General features: G+C 55.9%; 16 protein-coding genes and 1 CRISPR repeat array. Of the genes, 7 read left to right on the forward strand and 9 right to left on the reverse strand.

Features of this window, described 5'->3' with window-relative positions:
• Positions 1-36: 36 nt before the first annotated feature.
• From L6966_RS04800 to L6966_RS04820, 5 genes are all read right to left on the reverse strand, one after another.
• Positions 37-1,212, reverse strand: a complete 1,176-nt coding sequence (locus tag L6966_RS04800) for a pirin family protein (RefSeq protein ID WP_237232976.1) — start codon at positions 1,210-1,212, stop codon at positions 37-39.
• Positions 1,213-1,398: 186 nt separating this feature from the next.
• Positions 1,399-2,118, reverse strand: a complete 720-nt coding sequence (cas5e, locus tag L6966_RS04805; protein WP_336603603.1) for a type I-E CRISPR-associated protein Cas5/CasD — start codon at positions 2,116-2,118, stop codon at positions 1,399-1,401.
• Positions 2,103-3,167: a type I-E CRISPR-associated protein Cas7/Cse4/CasC gene (cas7e, locus tag L6966_RS04810; protein WP_237224218.1), complete on the reverse strand. Its 1,065-nt coding sequence runs from the start codon at positions 3,165-3,167 to the stop codon at positions 2,103-2,105. The genes cas5e and cas7e overlap by 16 nt, the downstream gene beginning before the upstream one ends.
• Positions 3,168-3,179: 12 nt before the next feature.
• On the reverse strand, positions 3,180-3,791 hold the full coding sequence (locus L6966_RS04815; RefSeq protein ID WP_237224217.1) for a type I-E CRISPR-associated protein Cse2/CasB: 612 nt from the start codon (positions 3,789-3,791) through the stop codon (positions 3,180-3,182).
• Positions 3,781-5,406 (reverse strand): type I-E CRISPR-associated protein Cse1/CasA, encoded by a 1,626-nt coding sequence (locus L6966_RS04820; RefSeq protein ID WP_272878788.1) that lies wholly within the window; start codon positions 5,404-5,406, stop codon positions 3,781-3,783. Before L6966_RS04820 ends, L6966_RS04815 begins: the two co-directional genes overlap by 11 nt.
• Positions 5,407-5,664: 258 nt before the next feature.
• Here L6966_RS04820 and cas6e point away from each other — a divergent pair, with 258 nt between their 5' ends.
• The 4 genes from cas6e to cas2e are packed head-to-tail and all read left to right on the forward strand — an operon-like array spanning position 5,665 to position 10,261.
• Entirely contained in the window at positions 5,665-6,354 is a 690-nt protein-coding gene (gene cas6e / locus L6966_RS04825; RefSeq protein ID WP_237232978.1) for a type I-E CRISPR-associated protein Cas6/Cse3/CasE, read from the forward strand.
• 18 nt (positions 6,355-6,372) lie between these two features.
• Positions 6,373-9,012 (forward strand): CRISPR-associated helicase Cas3', encoded by a 2,640-nt coding sequence (gene cas3, locus L6966_RS04830; protein WP_237224215.1) that lies wholly within the window; start codon positions 6,373-6,375, stop codon positions 9,010-9,012.
• Positions 9,009-9,947 carry a type I-E CRISPR-associated endonuclease Cas1e gene (gene cas1e, locus L6966_RS04835; protein WP_237235509.1) on the forward strand — a complete coding sequence of 313 codons (939 nt, stop codon included), beginning with the start codon at positions 9,009-9,011 and terminating at the stop codon, positions 9,945-9,947. Before cas3 ends, cas1e begins: the two co-directional genes overlap by 4 nt.
• 2 nt (positions 9,948-9,949) lie before the next feature.
• Entirely contained in the window at positions 9,950-10,261 is a 312-nt protein-coding gene (gene cas2e / locus L6966_RS12175) for a type I-E CRISPR-associated endoribonuclease Cas2e (RefSeq protein ID WP_419721882.1), read from the forward strand.
• 21 nt (positions 10,262-10,282) lie between these two features.
• Positions 10,283-13,969: direct repeats of the CRISPR family, unit length 29 nt; unit sequence CTCTTCCCCGCTCAGGCGGGGGTATTTCC.
• A 192-nt stretch (positions 13,970-14,161) separates the two neighbouring features.
• On the opposite strand, the gene L6966_RS04840 is transcribed toward cas2e, so the two are convergent.
• Both L6966_RS04840 and L6966_RS04845 read right to left on the reverse strand, forming a co-directional pair.
• Complete coding sequence (locus L6966_RS04840; protein ID WP_135012911.1) at positions 14,162-14,665, reverse strand: CoA-binding protein; 504 nt, start codon at positions 14,663-14,665, stop codon at positions 14,162-14,164.
• A 3-nt stretch (positions 14,666-14,668) separates the two neighbouring features.
• A complete protein-coding gene (locus L6966_RS04845) occupies positions 14,669-16,198 on the reverse strand; it encodes an O-acetylhomoserine aminocarboxypropyltransferase/cysteine synthase family protein (protein WP_237232980.1) in 1,530 nt (509 codons plus the stop codon).
• 355 nt (positions 16,199-16,553) lie between these two features.
• Between L6966_RS04845 and L6966_RS04850 the strand changes: the two genes are divergently transcribed.
• Entirely contained in the window at positions 16,554-17,180 is a 627-nt protein-coding gene (locus L6966_RS04850; RefSeq protein WP_237224211.1) for a DedA family protein, read from the forward strand.
• 96 nt (positions 17,181-17,276) lie between these two features.
• Here the strand turns inward: L6966_RS04850 and L6966_RS04855 are convergent, their stop codons facing one another.
• Positions 17,277-18,473, reverse strand: coding sequence for an RNase H family protein (locus tag L6966_RS04855; RefSeq protein ID WP_237232981.1), 1,197 nt, complete (start codon positions 18,471-18,473; stop codon positions 17,277-17,279).
• A 272-nt stretch (positions 18,474-18,745) separates the two neighbouring features.
• Between L6966_RS04855 and L6966_RS04860 the strand changes: the two genes are divergently transcribed.
• Together L6966_RS04860 and L6966_RS04865 are read left to right on the forward strand one after the other, a co-directional pair.
• The gene (locus tag L6966_RS04860) at positions 18,746-19,183 is read left to right on the forward strand and encodes a LytTR family DNA-binding domain-containing protein (protein ID WP_237232982.1); all 438 of its coding nucleotides are present in this window, start codon (positions 18,746-18,748) and stop codon (positions 19,181-19,183) included.
• 17 nt (positions 19,184-19,200) lie between these two features.
• Positions 19,201-19,644, forward strand: coding sequence for a DUF3021 domain-containing protein (locus tag L6966_RS04865; protein ID WP_237232983.1), 444 nt, complete (start codon positions 19,201-19,203; stop codon positions 19,642-19,644).
• 71 nt (positions 19,645-19,715) lie between these two features.
• Here L6966_RS04865 and ilvD read toward each other — a convergent pair whose 3' ends face one another.
• Positions 19,716-21,554 (reverse strand): dihydroxy-acid dehydratase, encoded by a 1,839-nt coding sequence (gene ilvD / locus L6966_RS04870; protein WP_237232984.1) that lies wholly within the window; start codon positions 21,552-21,554, stop codon positions 19,716-19,718.
• Positions 21,555-21,654: the final 100 nt, after the last annotated feature.

The raw sequence follows: 21,654 nt of genomic DNA on the forward strand, positions 1-21,654 counted from the left end.
AGAAGGGCGGGGCTGCGCCAAAAGGGCAGACTGCTGCTAGTCGCCGCGCTGCTTTAGGCGCGCGTTGGGCAGATCGGGCGCGGGGATGACCGAGGTGCGCGGGGGCTCCTCATACTCACCGGGCAAAAGCACCACCCCACCAAAGCGGGGTGGGGCGGGGGCGGCATCCCGCTGCTCGCCCTCGGGTCTGCTACCTGCCCCGCTCTCAGGTTCACCCTGTGCCAGCGCCCCGCCGGTCACAATGCCGGTGCCGCTGGCACCTGCGGGCGCGGTGACGGCCTCAAAGGCCTCGGCCTGGGCGTTCCAGGCGGCGCGAGCCTCTACAACGTCTTCGTGAGAGCGGCCGATGAAGTTCCACCACATGGTGATTTTTTCGCCGAAGGGGGCTCCACCCAGCAGGATCAGGCGGGTAGCACCGATGGTCTCGATGGTGAGTTCTTCTGTGCCGGGTTCGATGTAGAGCATTTCATCGGCGGCCACGCGCTGGCCCTTAATAAGGAGGGCTCCGGTATCGACCACAAACCCGTGCTCGAACTCGGGGTTGAGGGCCAGGGTGAGGGTGCGGCGCGGGGCGTCGTCTGCCGGGTTCTTGTCTGCCCGAGGGTCTGAGCCGGGAGCGCCCACTAGGATTTCTGCGCCCAGCAGGGGTGAGAAGGTGGTGACGGGGGACGAACCTGCCTTGGTTTCCCCATCGACGGTGACGCCCAGCTCCCCCAGGAAGACGCGGGCCTGCACTGTAGCCGGGGCGGACGCGTCCTGCCCGCTCCCCTGCTCATTCCCTTGCCTGCCGAAGGTGAGGGCTTTGGGCATGAAGTTTTCGAAGGCGGGGGTGGTGTTCATGTCTGTGTGGGGCAGGGCGATCCAGAGCTGGATGCCGTGCAGGACGCTGGTGGCCGGGGTGGAGTATTCGGAGTGGTTGATGCCGTAGCCGGCGGTCATGAGGTTGAGTTCGCCGGGGCGGACGTCGGCGACGGTGCCGAGGGAGTCTCGGTGTTCGATGGTGCCGGTGAAGATCCAGCTGGCGGTTTGCAGGCCGGTGTGGGGGTGCGGGGCGACGCGCATACCGCCGGTGAGGGCGACGTCGTCGGGGCCGTAGTGGTCGATGAAGCACCAGGCGCCGACCATGCGGCGGTCGCGGGAGGGCAGTAGACGGCGGACGGTCATGGCGCGTAACCCACCCAGGGGCACGGGGCGAGGCTCAATGAGTTTCATAGGTTTAGTCTATCTGAGACGGACGGGAATACTTTACTTGTGAAATATTTTTGAGGGGTGTCACGCTCTGAGGGAGCTATCGGTAAACCCGAAAATGAAAACTCCACCGGCAAACCAGTGGAGCATGCAGGTGGAGTTTTCATTCATACCAGGGCAGGATCCAGACATGCTCCGGCCAGGAAAGAGCTACGCCAGCACAGTTTTGCGACGTTTTAGCTGGGAACCGACGTCCTGGAGCCAGGCTTCACGGTGAGCGACTGTCGAGACCTCTGTTGTGTAAGGAGCCATCAACTGATTCTGCACAAACTCGTGGATAGTTACTCTTGCTTTTTCTTGGCCTCTCTTTGAAGCAATTGCAGGAAGCTGATAGAGCAATTCTGAGTTACCCACGCCCAGATAGAAGGGAAAAACAGCCGGGAAGGCTTTACGGCCCAGATAGGTAGAAAAGCGCGGGCTCCGCAGAGCCTGATCGATTTCTTCAGTGCGCCCTTCAGCAGTGATTCTAACGATGAACTCGGTATCGGCTAGGTAGGTTCGATTCACGATAGATGTAACCCCGTTATCACCAGGGGTAAATACCGGCTTTTTCACACTGGTGGCACTTGCCCCTTGCATCTGCAATATGCGGCGACGAAATTTTTCCTCACCCGTACGCGGGTTGATGGTATGAAAATCGTCCACGATAGTAGAAAGGCGATCTTGCCTCACTGTGAACTGAATGTTCTCAAGCCATTCAGGGACTTCATCACGCTTGTACCCCATAGCTCCCGCAAGAAGACCTCGTAGACTGCGCGGGGACGGGACCTCTTCAGTGCGGACGATGTTACCTGTTACCGCGGCTCCTGCCCAAGACTGCAGGGGCCCAGCAAGCCGGATATAGATGGAGTCACTCATTGCTGGATCCATTCGACTACAGTATCGATGAACTCCTTAAGGGAGGTGGCTTTGAGGGCACCGAACTGGCCGTCGAGCCCCTCGTAAGTTCCGGTCAGCGCTTCAACAGGGCCGAAATTATCGGAATCAAAGGTGCGGGCCTGACGGTACTGTTTGGCAAGGTGCTCAACAGTGGGGGCCAAGTAGCCGCCATCCTTACCATTGAGCACGGGAGTTTCAAAGTCATAGGCAGTGCGGTACTGCTGCTCCTCTGCAAGAACGAGGGCAGGCTGAATATAGGGAGCAGTGCTGTTTTCCTTGCCGCGGGGCAGACCGTAGATAATTGCGGTAATGAGATCGCGGAGGTTGCCTTCAGAACGTTCCTGGCCAAACCCAGTCCAGGATTCTTTGAGCTGGGCCTTATCGATGCTGATGGTGCGATAGAAGATTCCATTGGTGTACTGGGCAACGCCAAGGAAAGTTGCACCGGTTTCGCCCTTACGCTCCTTCACATCATCTACAGTTGAGAAATAATCAGTTTCAATAGTAGCGGCGTGGGTTGTCACGCCAGGTGAGACGCTTAAAGCTGCCTCAGTGTTCTTCTTGGGAGCCTTAGCAAACATACGACCAAAAGCTGCTATTGCAAGGGATCCGGTCTTGCCGTCCTCAATAAAGTCGGAATTGGTCTTACTCAGAACGGTTGTTGCCGCAGTAGTGATTTCTTCTTCACTCAACCAGGAAGAACGGGCTGGACCTCCTTTATCACTAATTTCCTTATCACTCCCCTTTGTGAGATTGCTAATAAGGGGTCTAATCGCTTTAGTGAGGGTATTTTCGTCCGCATTGGGGTCAATCTCCAGGGCTTTGGCAACCACTTCACTGACTAAATCACCAGATCGAACTGAGCGATCGAGAGAGGCATTTTCATAGGCAACGCGGATACCACGTTTAACGGATTGAGATGAATGAAGGGCGCGCAGAGCACCACCAACGGTCACACGCTTGGGCGTTCCGTTATCATCCCGGTTGAGGTTAGAGTACGGTACGGAGGTCAGGATGCTAATAGTGAGATGGTTTGACATGGTCAGGTATCCTTACTGGTCGTCGGTCGGCGAGTTTTCCTCGGCCTGTGAATGGGTGTAGCTGAATGAAGAGTAGTAGTCTCGAAGCACCTGGCGGCGATTTTCTTGCGAGGCCGGAGATAGTCCATTACCCCAGTAAATGATGGTTTTTGCTAGGTTGTATTTATCGAGGGCCGGTGGGTTTTGTAACCCATTAGCAAGAGCCAGTAATCGCCTAATGTTCAAGACAGCCTCTTCAAGCGGTTGGGTATGAAGATAAGCAAGACGCTGCCCCACAACATCAGGATCGTTAGGGTTGAGATATTTTCTAACACCTAGATGCATAGATAGCTGGTAACACCAGGAACCGAATGAGCGATACCCCGCCCCGTTGTCTCTATCGAATGTTGGAATATTCTTGTACTCCGCAAGCATCGCAGCAACTCTCAAGAGAGCCGTCTGTTGCTCTTGTGACTTAAAATCTGCCGTATAAGGCAATACATGGGGGTAGGCATAGTGTTCAGTGATAGGGCTATTTCCGCGACGCAAGGCAGAAATTTCTTTAGTATGGCCACCTTCTTGCCCTATCATCCAGTCAATCCTTTTGATGAGGTGGCACCAAACAGCTGGCTGACTATTCGCCATCGGCTTCCTCCTGATTAGGGGTTTCGTTGATTATGTTCATGGCTTTTCTAATACGACGACTAAGATGACCCCGCACATACTCGATACGGGCGGCATCCTGATTTCGATAGGGAAGGACGGTAACATCGTAGGCTTCTATAGCGGCGTCAATAGCCTCTCGAAGGAGAGAATCCGGCAGGCTCCCACCGACCTCACTATCATGTTGGAGAAAGTTTTTATAAACAGGAGTGATGAACCGCCAATAGTTAGTAGATACATCTACCCGTAAGTTTGCAAGATTATCCAAAATATCTGGACGGCGATTTTTAAGATCCTTTTTCCGTTCCTCCGAACTCCATCTCCTAAAGGGTGAGCAAACAATGGAGTGTATCTTTTGCAATACATGTGCCTGCCTTTGAATCAGCAGCTGAACCCCCTGGGGCTGACCAAAGGACCAGAGCTCCGGATTAGGTATGTACACCTGAGACGCTCGAATAATAGAGGTTGTCGATGAACCTTGTATCTGATGCCGAATAAACGATAGTCTAGACTCGCGCGAGGAATAGAAACAATCATCTCTCCGGTCTTGGGCTGCCAATCCTTTTTCTTCTGCAGCCCACTCAACAGCTAAATCTGTAGCATCCCTACCTAAATCAAGCCGTTGATCTTTATATTCACCCATTTGGTTCTTCATATATAGATAAAAGGGATCATTGATATCGCGCTGGTCCCACCAATTCTTGCGTGCATCCTTATCCTGTCCCATAGTAGGTAAGTACCATTCGTCAGGTATACCACCGATACGCACGCCGACAAGACGATCATCATCCCATAAACAGGCCGCCGTATTGGAGCTCCAAGTACCTGCCCACAGGGGATGTTCCGTTCCATCATCCAGCAGAGCTGTAGCCCCCGTCCGGTCGCACCAGGCTGGTAAGGCATGCCCCTGAACCCAGGTTTTAGGCAAAGATTGTAAAAGAGTTGCCAGCAGGCTCTTCTCTTCCCAGAAGATCTCTGTGGCGGTTTGGCCTGATTCAACGGCCCTAGCCCCAGGAGTGCCATTGGAACATTTTCTGCCTGCGTACACATTATTTCCCGCCATGGAATAGTGATAATGCACTGCCAAGCTCTGCACCGCTTCCACTATGCCAAAGCTACTTTTTTGCTTAGACGATAAGTTCCAGAAGTCCTCCGCAGCGCCTGGTATGACATTGGGATGAAGCTTCTTAACAGGTTTATTCCCTGGCTCTATGATTCGAGAAGTATCTCTAGACGATTCAGGTTCTAGAACCGGGCATTGCAGAAAAGGAAAGGAAGATGAGAACACATCTGCACCAGCCTCCAACTGCTTTATTCCCCGGTCCACAGCTGATTCACTCAGCCCCTGCTCAAAAATCCTTTTTACTAGCGTCCTTTCTCTCCGGGGTTCGTATCCTTCTTCATAGCGCAGAACTACAGCGAGCACGTCTCGAAGAATTCGCGTCTGAGCCCCTAAAAGGTACCCAGGAATCTTTTTATCGAGTGCTGTCCCTTCTTGATGGGAAGACAGGAGAGCATCCCGTATAGTGATATTAGACACTCCCTCATCACCTTCAAGGCGAATCCAGGGAATGTCAGTCAGAGCATTGGATAGCAATGACTACCTCCTTCGGTTTCTACATCTCCAGCGTAAATCATCAATCGGAACATTACAATTGTATGTCCTGAAAATTATTGCACTTCTGTTGCCAGGAAAGTACACTGGGAACAGATTCCCCCGCGGTTGCGGGGAAGGTCTCGGACACTACAACTGTATTGAACTACCCCGCCACTAACCGAAAAATGCAGCAGGAACCCGAGGCAAGAGCAACTCTACCAGCAGCCTGCTGGTACAGCCTAGAGAAAGCAGTAAGCAGTGCCGCACGCCGTATTCCTCACCAAATATCCTGTCCATGAAGCCCTCATGGTGGCCCACCCTGGAAAACCGCAGCAAGGTTGGGATGTCAACTCCCCTATCTTCCGCCACCGTGCCACAATGCATCTTTTCCCTGAGTTAGCAGGTGACACACCACGTGCGAAATCAGGCATCCTCTTCCGACTCGATGCTGTTGCAGGTAGTGCCCCCTATTTTCTAATCCAGTCTGAAGTTGCACCAGCAGAAGGTCACCCCGTAGAGACAAAGCAAGTCTTGCTCCAGTCACCCCCAAGCGGAACGCACGTTTCCTTCCGGTTATCTGTTAACGCTGTTAAGAGGAAAGGGAGAGAAGAAGGAAGTAACCTCAAGAGAGGCCAGGGCATTACACAGATTCCTTTCGATGGAGATACTGAAGCAGATGAACGACTGCCCCGCATGAGCGATTGGCTGGCTAGCAAACTCTCCCCCGCCCTCAGCGAGGTCACTATCATGAATCACCAACGTCAAGTTTTAGGAGCTAACCGTGCAGGACGCGCTCAAGGCAGTCCTTTCGCAGTGCAGGTCGATACTATTGATGGATTCGCTCGCGTCACAAATCCAGCCCATCTCGAAGAGCTTCTTCTGAACGGGGTTGGCCGGGCAAAATCATACGGTTGTGGCCTGCTCTCCATCCGCCCATTAGCAGATTAAACACGCCAAGGAGTAGTCGTGAAGAGTCACCCTTACCTATGGTCAAAGCAAAACGGTCTCAACCAAACCTATCCCCTCTTAGCCCACCTTCTTGATACTGCAACGGTAGCAAGGGTTCTTCACGACTACTGGCTCAGGCCAGGCCTGCAAACCCTTATTGCTGAAGAGCTGGGGGACGCAAGCACAAAAATTATCCAGTGGATAGCTGGATCCCACGACATAGGTAAAGCATCTCCCATATTTCAGGCCCAGCCTCGCCGTAAAGGCCCTGAATGGGATCGGATACGCGAGTCAATATCTGTTCACGAGCCTGACTGTATCTTCCTTGACGAGAGAACGCTGGCCGATATCAATCGGAGCGGGTATAGATTTCTTGCACGACATGAGCAAGTTGGGGCTTTCTTCCTCACTCATGAGGAGTTGACGGATCGAAACGAATACACTTCTCATTTTTGGTCCGCCCTTCCAGTTTTAGGCCACCACGGCACTTTTACTTTCCCAGAACAAGGGAATAGCAAGGCATCCGACCTCGTGTTTCAGCAAGCTCTAGCGACTCTAAAGCTAGGATGGACTGACGCTCAAACTGACCTACTCGAAGTTCTCTCTGAAGCCCTTGGAATCTCACCTGATGATTTTCCTGAAGAAGTATCACCGACCGTCACCGTCCTACTTTCAGGACTCGTTATTCTCGCTGACCGTATTGCCTCAGGAACGGACTGGGTAGCACAAAACCAAGAACTTATAGCAGAAGGGAAACTTTCCCTTGAAGAACCTGTAGCTTGGATCGAGACTTGCACTGACCGTGCCCTAGAACGCGTCAAAGATACTGTAGGCCTTTACCACGGTTGGGAAAATGCAGAAACAGCTCAATCCTCTATCCTAGGTAACTACGCGCCTAGACCTTTGCAACAAGAAGCGCTCACGGCAGGCGAAGGCATTTGGAATGCAATGGCACCAACTGGCAATGGAAAAACTGAAGCAGCCCTGCTCCGGCACTCCCTCAAAGATGAACGGCTCGTTTTCCTTCTTCCCACCCAAGCCACAACTAACGCTCTCATGCGACGCATCCAAAAGGCATATTCCACTACCCCTAACGTTGCCTCTCTAGCGCATGGGCTATCTTCCATCGAAGACTTCTATATCAGGCCCGTCACCGTTTTCTCAGATACCTGTAATGGTCAAGATAGTGGTGGCCTCTACCCCACCGAGTTCGTCAAATCAGGCGCTTCTCGCTTACTTGCGCCCGTTTGCGTTGGCACCATCGATCAGCCACTCATGGCCTCTATCCCCATGAAATGGACTCACCTACGATTACTAGCACTCGCGAACGCCCATGTAGTCATCGATGAGATTCACACTCTCGACCATTACCAAAGTGAACTACTAGTACCCCTATTAACCTGGCTAGGTCTCACTCGCACTCGGGTAACCTTTCTATCCGCGACTTTTCCTCAGTGGCAACGCGAGCGCTTCCTTACAGCGTATACGGGCCACAAACCAGAGCAGGAAGGGATTTTCCCTTCAGCCGAGTCAGCTGACGTCGAAAACTTCATGCCTAGCCAAACCGTACTTAGCGTTCCCACTTACACTATTGACTTTACTTTCGCAGAGCCTGACTACCCTGATTTGGAGTCAACTCATATTCAATGGGCTATCGAGCACCGACACGAATTTCCCTCAGCAAGACTGGGCATTATCTGTAATACGGTCAAAAGGGCTCAAGCCATTGCGCAGAAGCTATCAGACCTGGGTGAAACGGTTATTTTGTTACACTCTCGCATGACTGCTGAACACCGCAAACGTAATGCTGAACTACTTGAACAAACAATCGGCTCTAATGGTCAAGGAACGGCACTAACTGTTGTTGGTACCCAAACGATTGAGGCCTCTCTCGATATCGACCTTGATTTGCTCTCTACGGATCTCTGCCCCGCACCATCCTTGATTCAACGAGCAGGACGCGTATGGAGACGAGAAGATATCGACAGAAAGAATCGAATCCCTGGAATTACGAATTTACCGATTCAAGTTGTCAAACCCAGTACGCCTGAAACATGGATGCTTAAGCCGTACTACCCAGCTGAGCTCCAACGTACCTGGGGTTTTCTACAGGATAACCCTACCTTCGAATGTCCAACTATGAACCAAGACTTCGTAGATGCTGCCGCTGTAACCCTTGACTCTATTCTCACTTCAGAAGACCTAGATCAGTTCGCTGAAAACTCTGCTGCCCTTCGTAAAGGTAAAGATAAATCTGAGAAACTAGCCAATGCCCTGCACCCTCTAAGTACCATCAAAGAGTTTAGCGACATGACGGATAAAAATTTTAACGACTCAGATGATGGCGCCTTTACCCGCCTTATCAATAGCGAAATTCGTCAAGTTATTGTAGGTGGAAGTCCTGAGCAAATACCCGGTGCTTGGGAAGGAACTTTAGAAGATCTGTGCGCTCTCACCGCGCATGACCAAACAGAAATCCAAAAGGCACTACGGGCGTCCTTACCCATTGTTGTATCGAAAGATAATCGAGAGTACCTCAATTCCCTACCCTCGCTAGATAGCTCTAAGACTCTTCTCAATCGTTACTACTACATGCAAATACCCCACAATAGTGTTTACGACCCTGTCCTTGGCTTTACAGGATCCGGTGAACAATGAGTTACTCAGAAGAAGCTCTCGCCTTCTCAACTATCCCCACTGACCATCAAGTCAGATTAGAAGACCGCGTGTCCTTCCTCTACCTTGAATATTGCGTCGTCAGACAAGATAAAACAGGAGTAATCGCATACGGCGGGGATACTGAAAAAGGAGCCATTGCAGGCAAAAGAGTTCAATTGCCTGTCAGCGGTCTCTCAGTGCTTATGCTTGGTCCTGGCACGAGTATCACCCAACCAGCTATTACTTCTTGCACCCGTGCCGGAACAACAGTCATGTTCACGGGTGGCGGTGGGGTCCCAGCCTACTCTCATGCAACTCCGCTGACCTCATCTGCTCGTTGGGCAATTGCCCAAGCGCGTCTCGTTTCACAAGAAAAGAATCAACGCACAGCGGCTCTCGTCCTATATAAAAAGCAACTTGGTATTGAACATATGCCCGGGGGAACTATTGCCACAATGCGCGGACTAGAGGGGAGAACTATCAGAAACCTCTACCGTGACACAGCCAAGAAATACAAAATTACACGCTTCCGCAGGCAAGTCGATGCCGAGGATAATGTGAACATGGCGCTTAACATCGCTAACTCTATCTTGTACGGGTGCGCAGCAGCAGCCTGCGCAGCTATCGGAGTAAACCCAGCCCTTGGAATCATTCACCGAGGAGACGCCCGGTCTCTTCTTTTTGATCTTGCTGATCTTTATAAACCTTCGCTATCAATTCCTGTTGCTTTTGCATGCCATAACAGCACTAATCTCGCTGAAGATGTTAGGACAGGAGTCCGAAAAGAACTTGTCAACCAGCAGGTCCTCAAGGGTATGCTCCAAACGTTAATGGAAGTACTTACACCGCACTTACCTCATAGGGATGATGATCGGCTTATTTCCGACCGGGGAGAAGAAGTTGAGGGGCATACCCAATACGGCGGTGAGCAGTAAATATGTTTGTGGTTCTGTCTGCAACAGCTATACCTGGACATCTGCGTGGATACCTCAGTAGATTTTTATCAGAGGCGGCGACCGGACTGTATGTTGGTAATGTATCAAAACGCGTACAAGAAAATCTGTGGGCCCGATGTGTACTTGCAGCGAAAGAAGGATCCTTCACGATGATTACCAGCGACCGGCAAGCAGAACAGGGATTCACTATTCAGTCAGTCGGAGTTCAGAGTCGCCCTGTCATTGAACTGGATGGACTTGCACTGACTTACTTGCCGGTGCCTCGGAACAGCGAAAATTCAGGTTCTAGCTGATAGAATCGCAAGTCAGATAGTCTCTTCCCCGCTCAGGCGGGGGTATTTCCGATGAAATCATAATCCTCTGCCATTTCCATGGCTCTTCCCCGCTCAGGCGGGGGTATTTCCCTCTTCGTAATCGGGAGGGGTCAGGCCGGGCTCTCTTCCCCGCTCAGGCGGGGGTATTTCCCGGGATATCCGGGAATGGGAATGGCGCGAAGACTCTTCCCCGCTCAGGCGGGGGTATTTCCAATCTGCTCAGATGAAGCAAGGATAGGTTCTTCTCTTCCCCGCTCAGGCGGGGGTATTTCCAGGCAATCACAGCGGCGGAGTACGCCACCGCACTCTTCCCCGCTCAGGCGGGGGTATTTCCGTTTTTTGCTCTTCTTTCTTGGCGTTCACCAGCTCTTCCCCGCTCAGGCGGGGGTATTTCCCGATATCCCCATCGGCATCGGTGAGAAGATGCCTCTTCCCCGCTCAGGCGGGGGTATTTCCTGGTAGCCCGCCAGAACGGCAAGTCCTACATCCTCTTCCCCGCTCAGGCGGGGGTATTTCCCATCATTTCAAATGAAGCTACTGATATCCGTGCTCTTCCCCGCTCAGGCGGGGGTATTTCCCAGGTCACCGTGAAACATGGCTTACTGAATGTCTCTTCCCCGCTCAGGCGGGGGTATTTCCCTACAGGCGGCCCGCGCCGCGAACACCGTACCCTCTTCCCCGCTCAGGCGGGGGTATTTCCGGCCAGCGTGTATTTCCCTACTGGCGGGTCTACTCTTCCCCGCTCAGGCGGGGGTATTTCCGAACCGGTGGAGATACACGGTGTCGGCATTGACTCTTCCCCGCTCAGGCGGGGGTATTTCCTACAACCGCATCACCGGCGGGTACAACCTCTCCTCTTCCCCGCTCAGGCGGGGGTATTTCAGGGAACAACGAACAAAGGAAAAACCAAAATGTCTCTTCCCCGCTCAGGCGGGGGTATTTCCTGAGAGCTCCGCGCACCAGGTGGTTGGGTCGTCTCTTCCCCGCTCAGGCGGGGGTATTTCCCGCCACCAGCCAGGCGGCGGCCTAAAAACACACTCTTCCCCGCTCAGGCGGGGGTATTTCCATCACCCCAGACCTCACCGAGCGCAAAGACGCCTCTTCCCCGCTCAGGCGGGGGTATTTCCTGGTGGGTGAAGGTTGTGGCTTGGCGGGCTAGCTCTTCCCCGCTCAGGCGGGGGTATTTCCTTGCAGTAACATCGGGTGCATCGCGAACGCATCTCTTCCCCGCTCAGGCGGGGGTATTTCCATGCGCATGGCCGAGGCTGAGCAGAAGATGGACTCTTCCCCGCTCAGGCGGGGGTATTTCCGGCTTCAGTGAAGGCCTTAGCGGTAAGCATGCCTCTTCCCCGCTCAGGCGGGGGTATTTCCGTCAATCTCGCCACCGGTCTTCGCGCCGTAGGCTCTTCCCCGCTCAGGCGGGGGTATTTCCCACCAGCCGTTTTGGTTTTTCCATACGCGTGGCTCTTCCCCGCTCAGGCGGGGGTATTTCCGTATTCTTCATCCCAGTGGTTCCAGGGGTGGCCTCTTCCCCGCTCAGGCGGGGGTATTTCCGTTGTTGAAGTGCACTGGGCGCATCGAGAGATCTCTTCCCCGCTCAGGCGGGGGTATTTCTGAGGAATGGGCCACCAGCGTAAAGCTTTCGCTCTCTTCCCCGCTCAGGCGGGGGTATTTCCGGCACGGACTATGACCCCGAACAGTTACTCATCTCTTCCCCGCTCAGGCGGGGGTATTTCCGGCACGGACTATGACCCCGAACAGTTACTCATCTCTTCCCCGCTCAGGCGGGGGTATTTCCGAGCACCCGCTGGTTGCTGGCCCTATCCATGACTCTTCCCCGCTCAGGCGGGGGTATTTCCACGAATCAACCGCCTCCTGCGCCTCCGATTCCCTCTTCCCCGCTCAGGCGGGGGTATTTCCATCTGAGGCAGATATGACCGGCCTACTGCAGCCTCTTCCCCGCTCAGGCGGGGGTATTTCCTAGGCGACCCAACTCCCCATCCCATGAGAGGGCTCTTCCCCGCTCAGGCGGGGGTATTTCCTAGGTTTACTGCCCTTGTGAAGTAGCAGCTTCCTCTTCCCCGCTCAGGCGGGGGTATTTCCGGCATCAAGGCCGAATTCACACCCGGCCAGACCTCTTCCCCGCTCAGGCGGGGGTATTTCCAGTGTCTCATAACCCGCCGCCTGCGCCGCGCCCTCTTCCCCGCTCAGGCGGGGGTATTTCCGCTTTTTTCTCCGCCCTCGCCGACCAATTCAACTCTTCCCCGCTCAGGCGGGGGTATTTCCTGAGGTGAGAGTGATCGTTGCGGCTTCTTCCCCTCTTCCCCGCTCAGGCGGGGGTATTTCCCTCATCATCAGACCCCGGAGAAACCGAAGACGCTCTTCCCCGCTCAGGCGGGGGTATTTCCTGCCACATATGAGGATTTGCGGTCTGCCGATGCTCTTCCCCGCTCAGGCGGGGGTATTTCCTAGCAGTGTGAATAAAAACCAAGACCCACGTCCTCTTCCCCGCTCAGGCGGGGGTATTTCCCATGATGGCTAAGGGTGGCGCTTCTGAATCTACTCTTCCCCGCTCAGGCGGGGGTATTTCCACAAGTTCCGCACTGAGATCCTCTGCCAGTGGCTCTTCCCCGCTCAGGCGGGGGTATTTCCATCGATAGCGTTAGTGACATGGTTATGCCAGGCTCTTCCCCGCTCAGGCGGGGGTATTTCCCTGAAATTCGAGACCATTCCGGCTCACTACATCTCTTCCCCGCTCAGGCGGGGGTATTTCCCAGTAAGCCCTGTTATGGAGAGACAGGTTACCCTCTTCCCCGCTCAGGCGGGGGTATTTCCATCAACAGGTGATTTATCCCTATCCCACGACCCTCTTCCCCGCTCAGGCGGGGGTATTTCCAAAGTGACCTCACTCGCTATCTCGCCGTTCGTCTCTTCCCCGCTCAGGCGGGGGTATTTCCAGGCACTCGGCTATAACGGGGGTGTAGGTAGCCTCTTCCCCGCTCAGGCGGGGGTATTTCCTGATGCGCAATCTTCGGCCAAGCCGTGGTCTCCTCTTCCCCGCTCAGGCGGGGGTATTTCCCTAGACCGCTCGTAGCCTGCTCCCTCGTCCTGCTCTTCCCCGCTCAGGCGGGGGTATTTCCTATGCGTAAGCTGATTGACCGCAAATCACTAGCTCTTCCCCGCTCAGGCGGGGGTATTTCGGCTACTAAAACTGTTCGATACCAGCAAACTCTCTTCCCCGCTCAGGCGGGGGTATTTCCTTCCTTTGTAGTGATCGTTGAATCAAAAGGGTCTCTTCCCCGCTCAGGCGGGGGTATTTCCAGTTGAGCCGGTGTCAGCTGTTTCGGATGCGGCTCTTCCCCGCTCAGGCGGGGGTATTTCCTCGATACGGGATTCGCGCAAGGAATCTAGTGACTCTTCCCCGCTCAGGCGGGGGTATTTCCGGCCTAGTCCATAACCGGGGCTCTTCCCGGCCCTCTTCCCCGCTCAGGCGGGGGTATTTCCCTAGGGTTGAAGCGGGGTCATTCTCGCCGTCGCTCTTCCCCGCTCAGGCGGGGGTATTTCCCAAACCTACAGGCTGACCCGGCGTGAGTGGGTCTCTTCCCCGCTCAGGCGGGGGTATTTCCGTCACCACTGGCAACTTCGCCAGTGTAGTAACCTCTTCCCCGCTCAGGCGGGGGTAGTTCTGTTGGTAACCACCACCTATGAACTCGACTTAACCATTCTCCGCAAAAGCGGAGGAACACCTTAGCGATACCCTTATCTGTACCAGACGCAGTGGAAAAATGAGCTCAATGCTTTCAAGAAATACCCATCTAAACCAGAAATGACCACCTAGTTCGTGGTCATTTCTGATGTAGATGGTACCTGCGCCAGGGGCTAGGCCAGGACCTGCCGCTTGGACGAAATCACGCCGGTCACAAACCCAGCCAGGTGCAGGCCGCCGTGGAAGCGGGCGTGCTCAATCTTCACGCACCGGTCCATCACCACGTTCAGCCCGGCGTCCTCACCCAGCCGCGCAGCCTCCTCATTCCAGGAGCCCAACTGCATCCACACGGTCTTCGCGCCCACCTCAATGGCCTCCTGCACCACACCGGGCAAATCCTCGTTGCGGCGGAAAATCTCCACCAGGTCAGGAGCCTCCGGCAAATCAGCCAGCGACGCATACACCTTCTGCCCCAGTACCTCCTTACCCTTAGCCGCCAAAATCGGGTTCACAAAATACAGGGTGTAGGGGCTCGACGACTGCAAATAGGTCGCCACAAAATAGGAAGAGCGCGAAATCTTGTCAGACATACCCACAATCGCAATGGACTTAGTCTCGTGCAGAATCTTCAGTCGCTCCGGTGCGCTGGGGCCTTCCCAGGTACGAATCTCAGTCACGGCTTAGGCCTCCTTCTTGGGTGCAGGGATCTCGCAGGCAACAACATCGGGAGAAGGCGCGGACGCCGGTGCGGACGTCCCAGCCCCCTCCCGCGCGGCGCGTTCGGCGGCGTGGGCGGTAGCATCCGCCTCCAGAGCTGCCTTCTGGGCAGCCGCCTCAGCCTCGGCAGCCTCGCGGCGGGCCACCAGCTCATCAGCGCTGGCAACGCCAACGACCTCACCGGCGTGGTTGCGGCCAGAGGCGATAGTCAGGGCCTGGTCCAAATCCCAGATGATATCGACGGCATCTTCCAGACCCACCGAAATACGGATCAAATCTTCACCCACGCCACCGGCAGCCAGCTGCTCAGCGGTCAGCTGCTGATGAGTGGTTGAGGCAGGGTGCAGAATCAGGGTGCGGGCATCACCAATGTTAGCCAGGTGGGAGGCCAGCTGCAGGTTCTTGATGAACTCGGCACCCACGTCTCGCCCGCCCGCCTTCTCAGTTCCGGCAACGCCGAAAGAGAATACCGACCCAACACCCAGCGGCAGCAGCTTCTGAGCCCGCTCATAGTGGGGGTGCTCGGGCAGGCCGGCGTAGTTAACGTAAGAGATACGGGCGTCCTCGTTCAGCCAGGCGACGACCTCCTTGGCGTTAGCCAGGTGGGCGTCCATACGCTGGGGCAGGGTCTCCACGCCCTGCAGCAGGTTGAAGGCTGCCTGGGCTGAGAGGGAGGGGCCAAAGTCGCGCAGCTGCTCCGATCGCAACTTGGTGAGGAAGCCGTACTCGCCGAAGTTACCCCACCAGGAGATGTTGTTGTAGGAGGGAATCGGCTCGGTCATGGTGGGGAACTTGCCGTTGCCCCAGTTGAAGCGGCCCGACTCGACGACCACACCGCCCAGGGTGGTGCCGTGCCCGCCCAGGAACTTAGTGACCGAGTGAATCACGATGTCAGCGCCGTGTTCGATGGGGCGAATCAGGTAGGGGGTAGAGAGGGTGGCGTCCACAACCAGGGGAATATCGTTCTCGTGGGCAACACGGGCCAGGCCCTCCAGATCAGCGACCTGACCCGAGGGGTTGGCGACGATTTCAGTGTAGAGGGCCTTGGTTTCAGGGCGAATCGCGGCGGCAAAGTCGGCCGGGTCGGTGCCGTCCACAAAGGTCGTGTCAATGCCGAAACGGCGCAGGGAAACATCCAGCTGGGTGATGGTGCCACCGTAGAGGTTGGATGAAGCAACAATATGATCCCCTGCCTGGCAGAGTGCCGCGAAGGTAATGAACTCAGCGGCCATACCCGAGGCGGTCGCCACCGCACCGATACCGCCTTCCAGCGAGGCAATACGCTCCTCTAGCGCCGCCACGGTGGGGTTACCCAGGCGGGAGTAAATGTTGCCGTACTTCTGCAGGGCAAAAAGGTTGGCGGCGTCGTCCGCGTCCTTAAAAACAAAGGAGGTGGACTGGTAGATCGGAACCGCACGAGCACCGTGCTCGGCGTCGGGGGTGCCGCCCGCGTGCAGGGCGCGGGTGCGGAAGCCAAAAGTGTGTTCGGCCATGAAAGCTCCTCAGGTAGGGTGAGACTTCTCTACCCTCCATAGTCGCCCATGCCCCCGCGGCGGCGGTAACTTATTTCACGGTGTGAACAGGTTACGCGGTTTTAACGGTAGGGACGGTCGCCGCCTGCCCGGTTGCGCCCGACCCCCTGTACCGACCCTCTGTACCGCGCCCCGGTGCTGCACCCGACGCTGCGCCCGGTGCCCCCCCCAAACACGTCAGACCGTCAGGGGGTAAACGTGACCAAAACCCCCTGCTCCCACACAAGCAACTCATAGTCAAATCTGGGTAACTAAGGGAGAATAGAGGAAGTTTTGTCACCGGGCAGGCGCCCGCATCGTATGAGAAAGGGCACTCGTGCTACAGAATATTATCGACTGGGTTATCTCTGTGATGGAGACTATTGGCTCGCCCGGCGTGGGCCTGGCGGTCTTTCTTGAAAATATCTTCCCGCCCATTCCTTCTGAGGTGATTCTACCTCTGGCCGGTTTCACCGCATCGCAGGGCTCTATCAACGTAGTAGCGGCCTTTCTGTGGGCGACCGCCGGTTCACTGACCGGCGCCTACTTCCTCTACTACCTGGGTGCTGCTATCGGTGCTCACCGCCTGCGTAAGATTGCGGCCTGGATGTGGCTGGTCAGGGTTGAGGACGTTGACGCCGCCCTGGCCTGGTTCGATAAGTACGGTAAGGTCTCTATTCTGATCGGCCGAGTGATTCCCGGTATTCGTTCGCTGATTTCGATTCCTGCGGGTGTTGACCGCATGAACCCACTCTCCTTCGGCCTCTACACCCTGCTGGGTTCATCGGTCTGGAACGCCCTGCTCATTTACTGCGGCTGGGTGCTGGGCGAGAACTGGCATGTGGTGGAAAACGTCATTAACCAGTACTCCAAGGTGGTCTACGCGATTGTTGCGCTGGCCTTAGTGGGCGTCCTTGTCTGGCTGGTGCGCCGAGCCCGCCAGGAGAAGCACGACGTAGCCTAACAGGACACCCACGGCAGTAGGTACCATCTAAATCAGAAATACCCACTAACTAGGTGGGTATTTCTGGTTTAAACGGTACCTAGGGTAGGGGGCCCGCTACTTCCACAGGCGATTGCGGGCATGCACCACCGAGGGTCGAATCTGAATCCAGTCAGCGCAGGGCAGCCGCAGGGCTTTCTCACACCCAGAAAGAGCGGTGATAATGGCCTCGCACCGCTGGTTGAACTCAGAGACATGCCCCTTATCCACAATCTGCCCCGGAAAGTGGCGGTGCATCTTCGACACCGAATCTGACGACTCCTGCAACCCGTGCCCGGTATGGCCCGGAATATGCTTGACCAACACGCGCCGCTCGCGAATCGCCTCGGTTAGCCGCTCCATCTCCCGGAGCACCTGCGGGTTCTGCACCCCCTCAGACGACCAGGTGTTATACACCCATCGGTTGTGCGCCAGGCGCAACACAAAGGTGAGAGCGCCCAGCGAGTCGGTATGAATAATCAGTTGCCGCCCGCCGTGGTAGAAGATGTTAAAGGCAGCCAGCATGGCCGAGAGTTCACCGGTCATAATGTTGGTGGCGTCGTAATGAGAATGGAAGAAGAAGCCGTCTTCGCTCACCCCGCCAATGCCCATACGCCCGCCTTTCAGGTAGCGCCTATTGTTCGTCGCCCTGAAAGAACAGTCGGTGAACACGCTGTACTGCACCAGCTTCTCGACGGGCAGCTGGGCGGTATTCCTCTCATACTCGTGGTGCGCCAGCCGTGACGCTTCGTCAAAGAAGTGGGGCATGAGCTCCCCGGCGGGTGAGCCGATGAGCTTCACGTGAATCTCGCCCAGCGAGTGTGACTCGTAGGGGTTCATCACCTTATCAATTGACCTGTACTCCATGAAATCACGAAAGGCCACAAACTTGCGGAAGAGTAGCTTCAGGTAGTGCTTATCGGCGGCGACGGTAATTAGGTTGGTTTTGTAGGCGTCGGGAATGACGTCCATGGCCGCGAGAATGGCGCGGCCGAGCATGTCAGTGTGCACGACATCGCAGGAATCCATGAGGCTGTGGGTCAGCGACTCAGCAATGGGTTCGCTGTCGATGACCTCGCGGTCCCCGTTCTCACGCGAAATAAAGGCGAAAGAGGTCAGCCCCACGTGGCAGTTACCGGCGGCGTGCACCTGATCCATGACTACTACAATGACGGCCACGCCCTGGCCGGTAAAACCGGCCGGGTAGGAGCTAGTGTAGTCTGGCGGTTCCCACGTTAACTCTGTTCTCTTGATTTGTGCCGGAGTAATTTCCACATTATTCATCTCCTTAAGGGGTGTCGCAGTTGTTTTACTTACTCTTTAAAGCTATACCAACTCCACGCCCTTTTGCCAACAGGTGAGGGGCATCGGGCACCTCCTCACTCTCTCGGTGAACGCCCACCGTCTTCACGGAGCGTCCACCCCTTACCTCATACCGCTTATCAGCCGGGTACTACCGCACGTCGCGAAAGTCTTGTTGGGGCTCCTGAGCATCTGTTCTACTGAAAGTGTCAGCCCTACTCACCTTCCTGCTGGAAAGGGAACCCATGAAATTCACGCTCACTCTTGATCGAAAATTTCAAGAGACCCGTGTAGATGTCACAGCTCCGCAGCTCACCGCTGAAATAGAAGAATTACAGAACTATCTAGCGAGCAAATCCCTAGTTCCCCTTCTTGCCTACACGAAGGGTAATGCCGTGCCCTTGGATCTAAAGCAAACTCTCCGGTTCTATACCTCAGATAAAAATGTCTATGCCCATACGACTCACGGCATATTGCAGATCAAGCTTCGCATGAAAGAGCTTGAAACCAGGTTGCACACCAGTTTTATCCGAATCAATCAGGGCGAACTCATCAATATTCACTGGGTAGAGCGCTTCGACGTTTCGCTCTCTACCACTATCGGCGTAGTGCTAAAAGACGGTACCCGGTGTTTCGTTTCTAGGCGTTCGCTAGCCAGAGTCAAACAGGCCCTCGGCCTTTAACCCACAGGAGAAGAATAATGATTCGCAAAATCGCTATCGGTGCTCTTATCGGGCTTGTAATTGGTTGCACGATGGAGCTTTTACTGTCAGCTTTCGCCGGCAACTCGTACAGTCCGGGAGCTACTAGTTACCTCGACCAGTTCGATAACCAAAATATCGCCGTGCTTATACAACGCCTTATCTATTCCGGACTTGGCGCCATTCAGTATTGTGCGGCGGGCCTCTATAAAAGGGAAAGCTGGCCGTTGCCCTTCACATCCCTGGTGCATGCCCTCATCGTGCTTACCAGTGCCCTACTCGCTGGCGCTTATCTGCACTGGTTTCCGTTAACTCTCTCTGCTTTTGCGGTGTTTTTGCTTCAGGCGCTGCTGATATATGCCCTAGTTTGGGCCGTGACCTTCTGGATGGCAGTGAGCGAAATTCGCAGAGTTAACGCAGCTTTAGGAGAAGCAAACGCTTAACCACAAGGACGCCCGCCCCGGCTTACGCGAGCCGGGGCGGGCGTCCTTGTGATTTGAGAAAAGGCCGTAATTTACTCGGGGACGATGCGTACGGCGCCCTTATCGGCGCTGGTCACCATAGAGGCGTAGGCGCGTAGGGCGCTAGAGACCTGGCGTTCACGGGGCTTGGTGGGCTTCCAGGGGGCAGGGCCCTTGGCGGCGCGGCGCTCAGCCAGAACCTCGTCGGGTACATTCACGCGCAGGATGCGGTTGTGAACATCGATCTCAATCTCGTCACCGTGCTCGATCAGACCCACAGCGCCACCGGCAGCTGCCTCGGGAGAGATGTGGCCGATGGAGATACCGGAGGTGCCGCCCGAGAAGCGGCCGTCGGTAATCAGGGCGCACTTCTTACCCAGCCCCAGGCCCTTGAGGTAGGAGGTGGGGTAGAGCATCTCCTGCATGCCAGGACCGCCCTTGGGGCCCTCATACTGAATGACGACAATGTCGCCTTCCTTCACGTTCTTCGACAGAATCTCGAAGACGGCCTCGTCCTGGGATTCCACCACAAAAGCCTTACCAACGAAATGGAAGAGCTCTTCGTCGATACCGGCGCTCTTGATGATGGCGCCGTCCTCGGCGATGTTACCGTAGAGAACCGCCAGGCCGCCGTCCTTGGTGTAGGCGTGCTCGACAGCACGAATGCAGCCGGTTTCGGCATCGGTTTCGTGGGACTCGTACTTGTTGGCGGTGGAGAAGGCCTGGGTGGTGCGCACGCCGCCGGGAGCCGCCAGGAAGAGCTCCTTGGCGGTGTCGGTGGCGGCACCGGAGCGAATGTCCCAGTCAGAGAGCCACTGCTCCAGAGAGTCGGCGTGCACAGAGTGGACGTCGCGGTTCAGCAGACCGGCGCGATCCAGCTCGCCGAGCAGGGCGGGAATACCGCCGGCGCGGTGCACATGCTCAATGTGGTACTGGGTGGAGTTGGGGGCTACCTTAGCCAGGCAGGGCACCTTGCGGGAGATGGCGTCGATGTCGCGCAGGGTGAAGTCGACGCCTGCCTCGTGGGCAATAGCCAGGATGTGCAGGACGGTGTTAGTGGAGCCGCCCATGGCAACGTCCAGGGCCATAGCGTTCTCGAAGGCTGCCTTGGTAGCGATGGAGCGGGGCAGGACGGACTCGTCGTCCTGCTCGTAGTAGCGCTTGGCCAGCTCAACAATCGTGGTGCCAGCTTCGAGGAAGAGCTGCTTGCGGGCAACCTGGGTGGCCAGGGTGGTGCCGTTACCGGGTAGGGCCAGGCCGATGGCCTCATTCAGGCAGTTCATGGAGTTTGCGGTGAACATACCGGCGCAGGAGCCACAGGTGGGGCAGGCATTCTTTTCGACCTGGGCTAGGGCGTCGTCGCTGACGCTGTCGTCCACGGCCATGACCATGGCATCCACCAGGTCTAGGCGGTGCTCCACCACACCCTCGATGCCTTCACCGGATTCCATGGGCCCGCCGGAGACAAAGATGACGGGGATGTTCAGGCGCATGGCGGCCAGGAGCATGCCGGGGGTGATCTTGTCGCAGTTAGAGATACAGACCAGGGCGTCGGCTCGGTGGGCATTGACCATGTACTCGACCGAGTCGGCGATCAGGTCGCGGGAGGGCAGGGAGTAGAGCATACCGTCGTGGCCCATGGCGATGCCGTCGTCCACGGCGATGGTGTTAAATTCCTTGGCTACGCCGCCAGCTTCGCGAATGGCTCCGGCAACCAGTTCACCCATGTTTTTCAGGTGCACGTGGCCGGGCACGAACTGGGTGAAGGAGTTGGCGATAGCGATGATGGGCTTGCCGAAGTCGTCGTCGCCCATGCCGGTGGCGCGCCAAAGGGCGCGGGCACCTGCCATGTTTCTGCCGTGGGTTGATGTGCGCGAGCGCAGTTCGGGCATGGTCACTCCCCTGTGGGTCATAGAAAAGATAGGTGTGGGTACCTAGTCTACGCCTGTGCGAGGTGCCCGCCCCAGGGAGGGGTGGGGAATTCTCGGATGG

Origin of the sequence: Rothia nasisuis (assembly GCF_928381405.1) — a bacterium.
GTDB lineage: Bacteria > Actinomycetota > Actinomycetes > Actinomycetales > Micrococcaceae > Rothia > Rothia nasisuis.

Bases quoted from the DNA above. Each gene is read 5' to 3' on its own strand.
- cas7e (WP_237224218.1), bottom strand. From the start codon at position 3,167: ATGTCAAACCATCTCACTATTAGCATCCTGACCTCCGTACCGTACTCT.
- L6966_RS04860 (WP_237232982.1), top strand. From the start codon at position 18,746: ATGAAATTCACGCTCACTCTTGATCGAAAATTTCAAGAGACCCGTGTA.
- L6966_RS04815 (WP_237224217.1), bottom strand. From the start codon at position 3,791: ATGGCGAATAGTCAGCCAGCTGTTTGGTGCCACCTCATCAAAAGGATT.
- cas5e (WP_336603603.1), bottom strand. From the start codon at position 2,118: ATGGATCCAGCAATGAGTGACTCCATCTATATCCGGCTTGCTGGGCCC.
- L6966_RS04800 (WP_237232976.1), bottom strand. From the start codon at position 1,212: ATGAAACTCATTGAGCCTCGCCCCGTGCCCCTGGGTGGGTTACGCGCC.
- L6966_RS04865 (WP_237232983.1), top strand. From the start codon at position 19,201: ATGATTCGCAAAATCGCTATCGGTGCTCTTATCGGGCTTGTAATTGGT.
- cas1e (WP_237235509.1), top strand. From the start codon at position 9,009: ATGAGTTACTCAGAAGAAGCTCTCGCCTTCTCAACTATCCCCACTGAC.
- L6966_RS04845 (WP_237232980.1), bottom strand. From the start codon at position 16,198: ATGGCCGAACACACTTTTGGCTTCCGCACCCGCGCCCTGCACGCGGGC.
- cas2e (WP_419721882.1), top strand. From the start codon at position 9,950: ATGTTTGTGGTTCTGTCTGCAACAGCTATACCTGGACATCTGCGTGGA.
- ilvD (WP_237232984.1), bottom strand. From the start codon at position 21,554: ATGCCCGAACTGCGCTCGCGCACATCAACCCACGGCAGAAACATGGCA.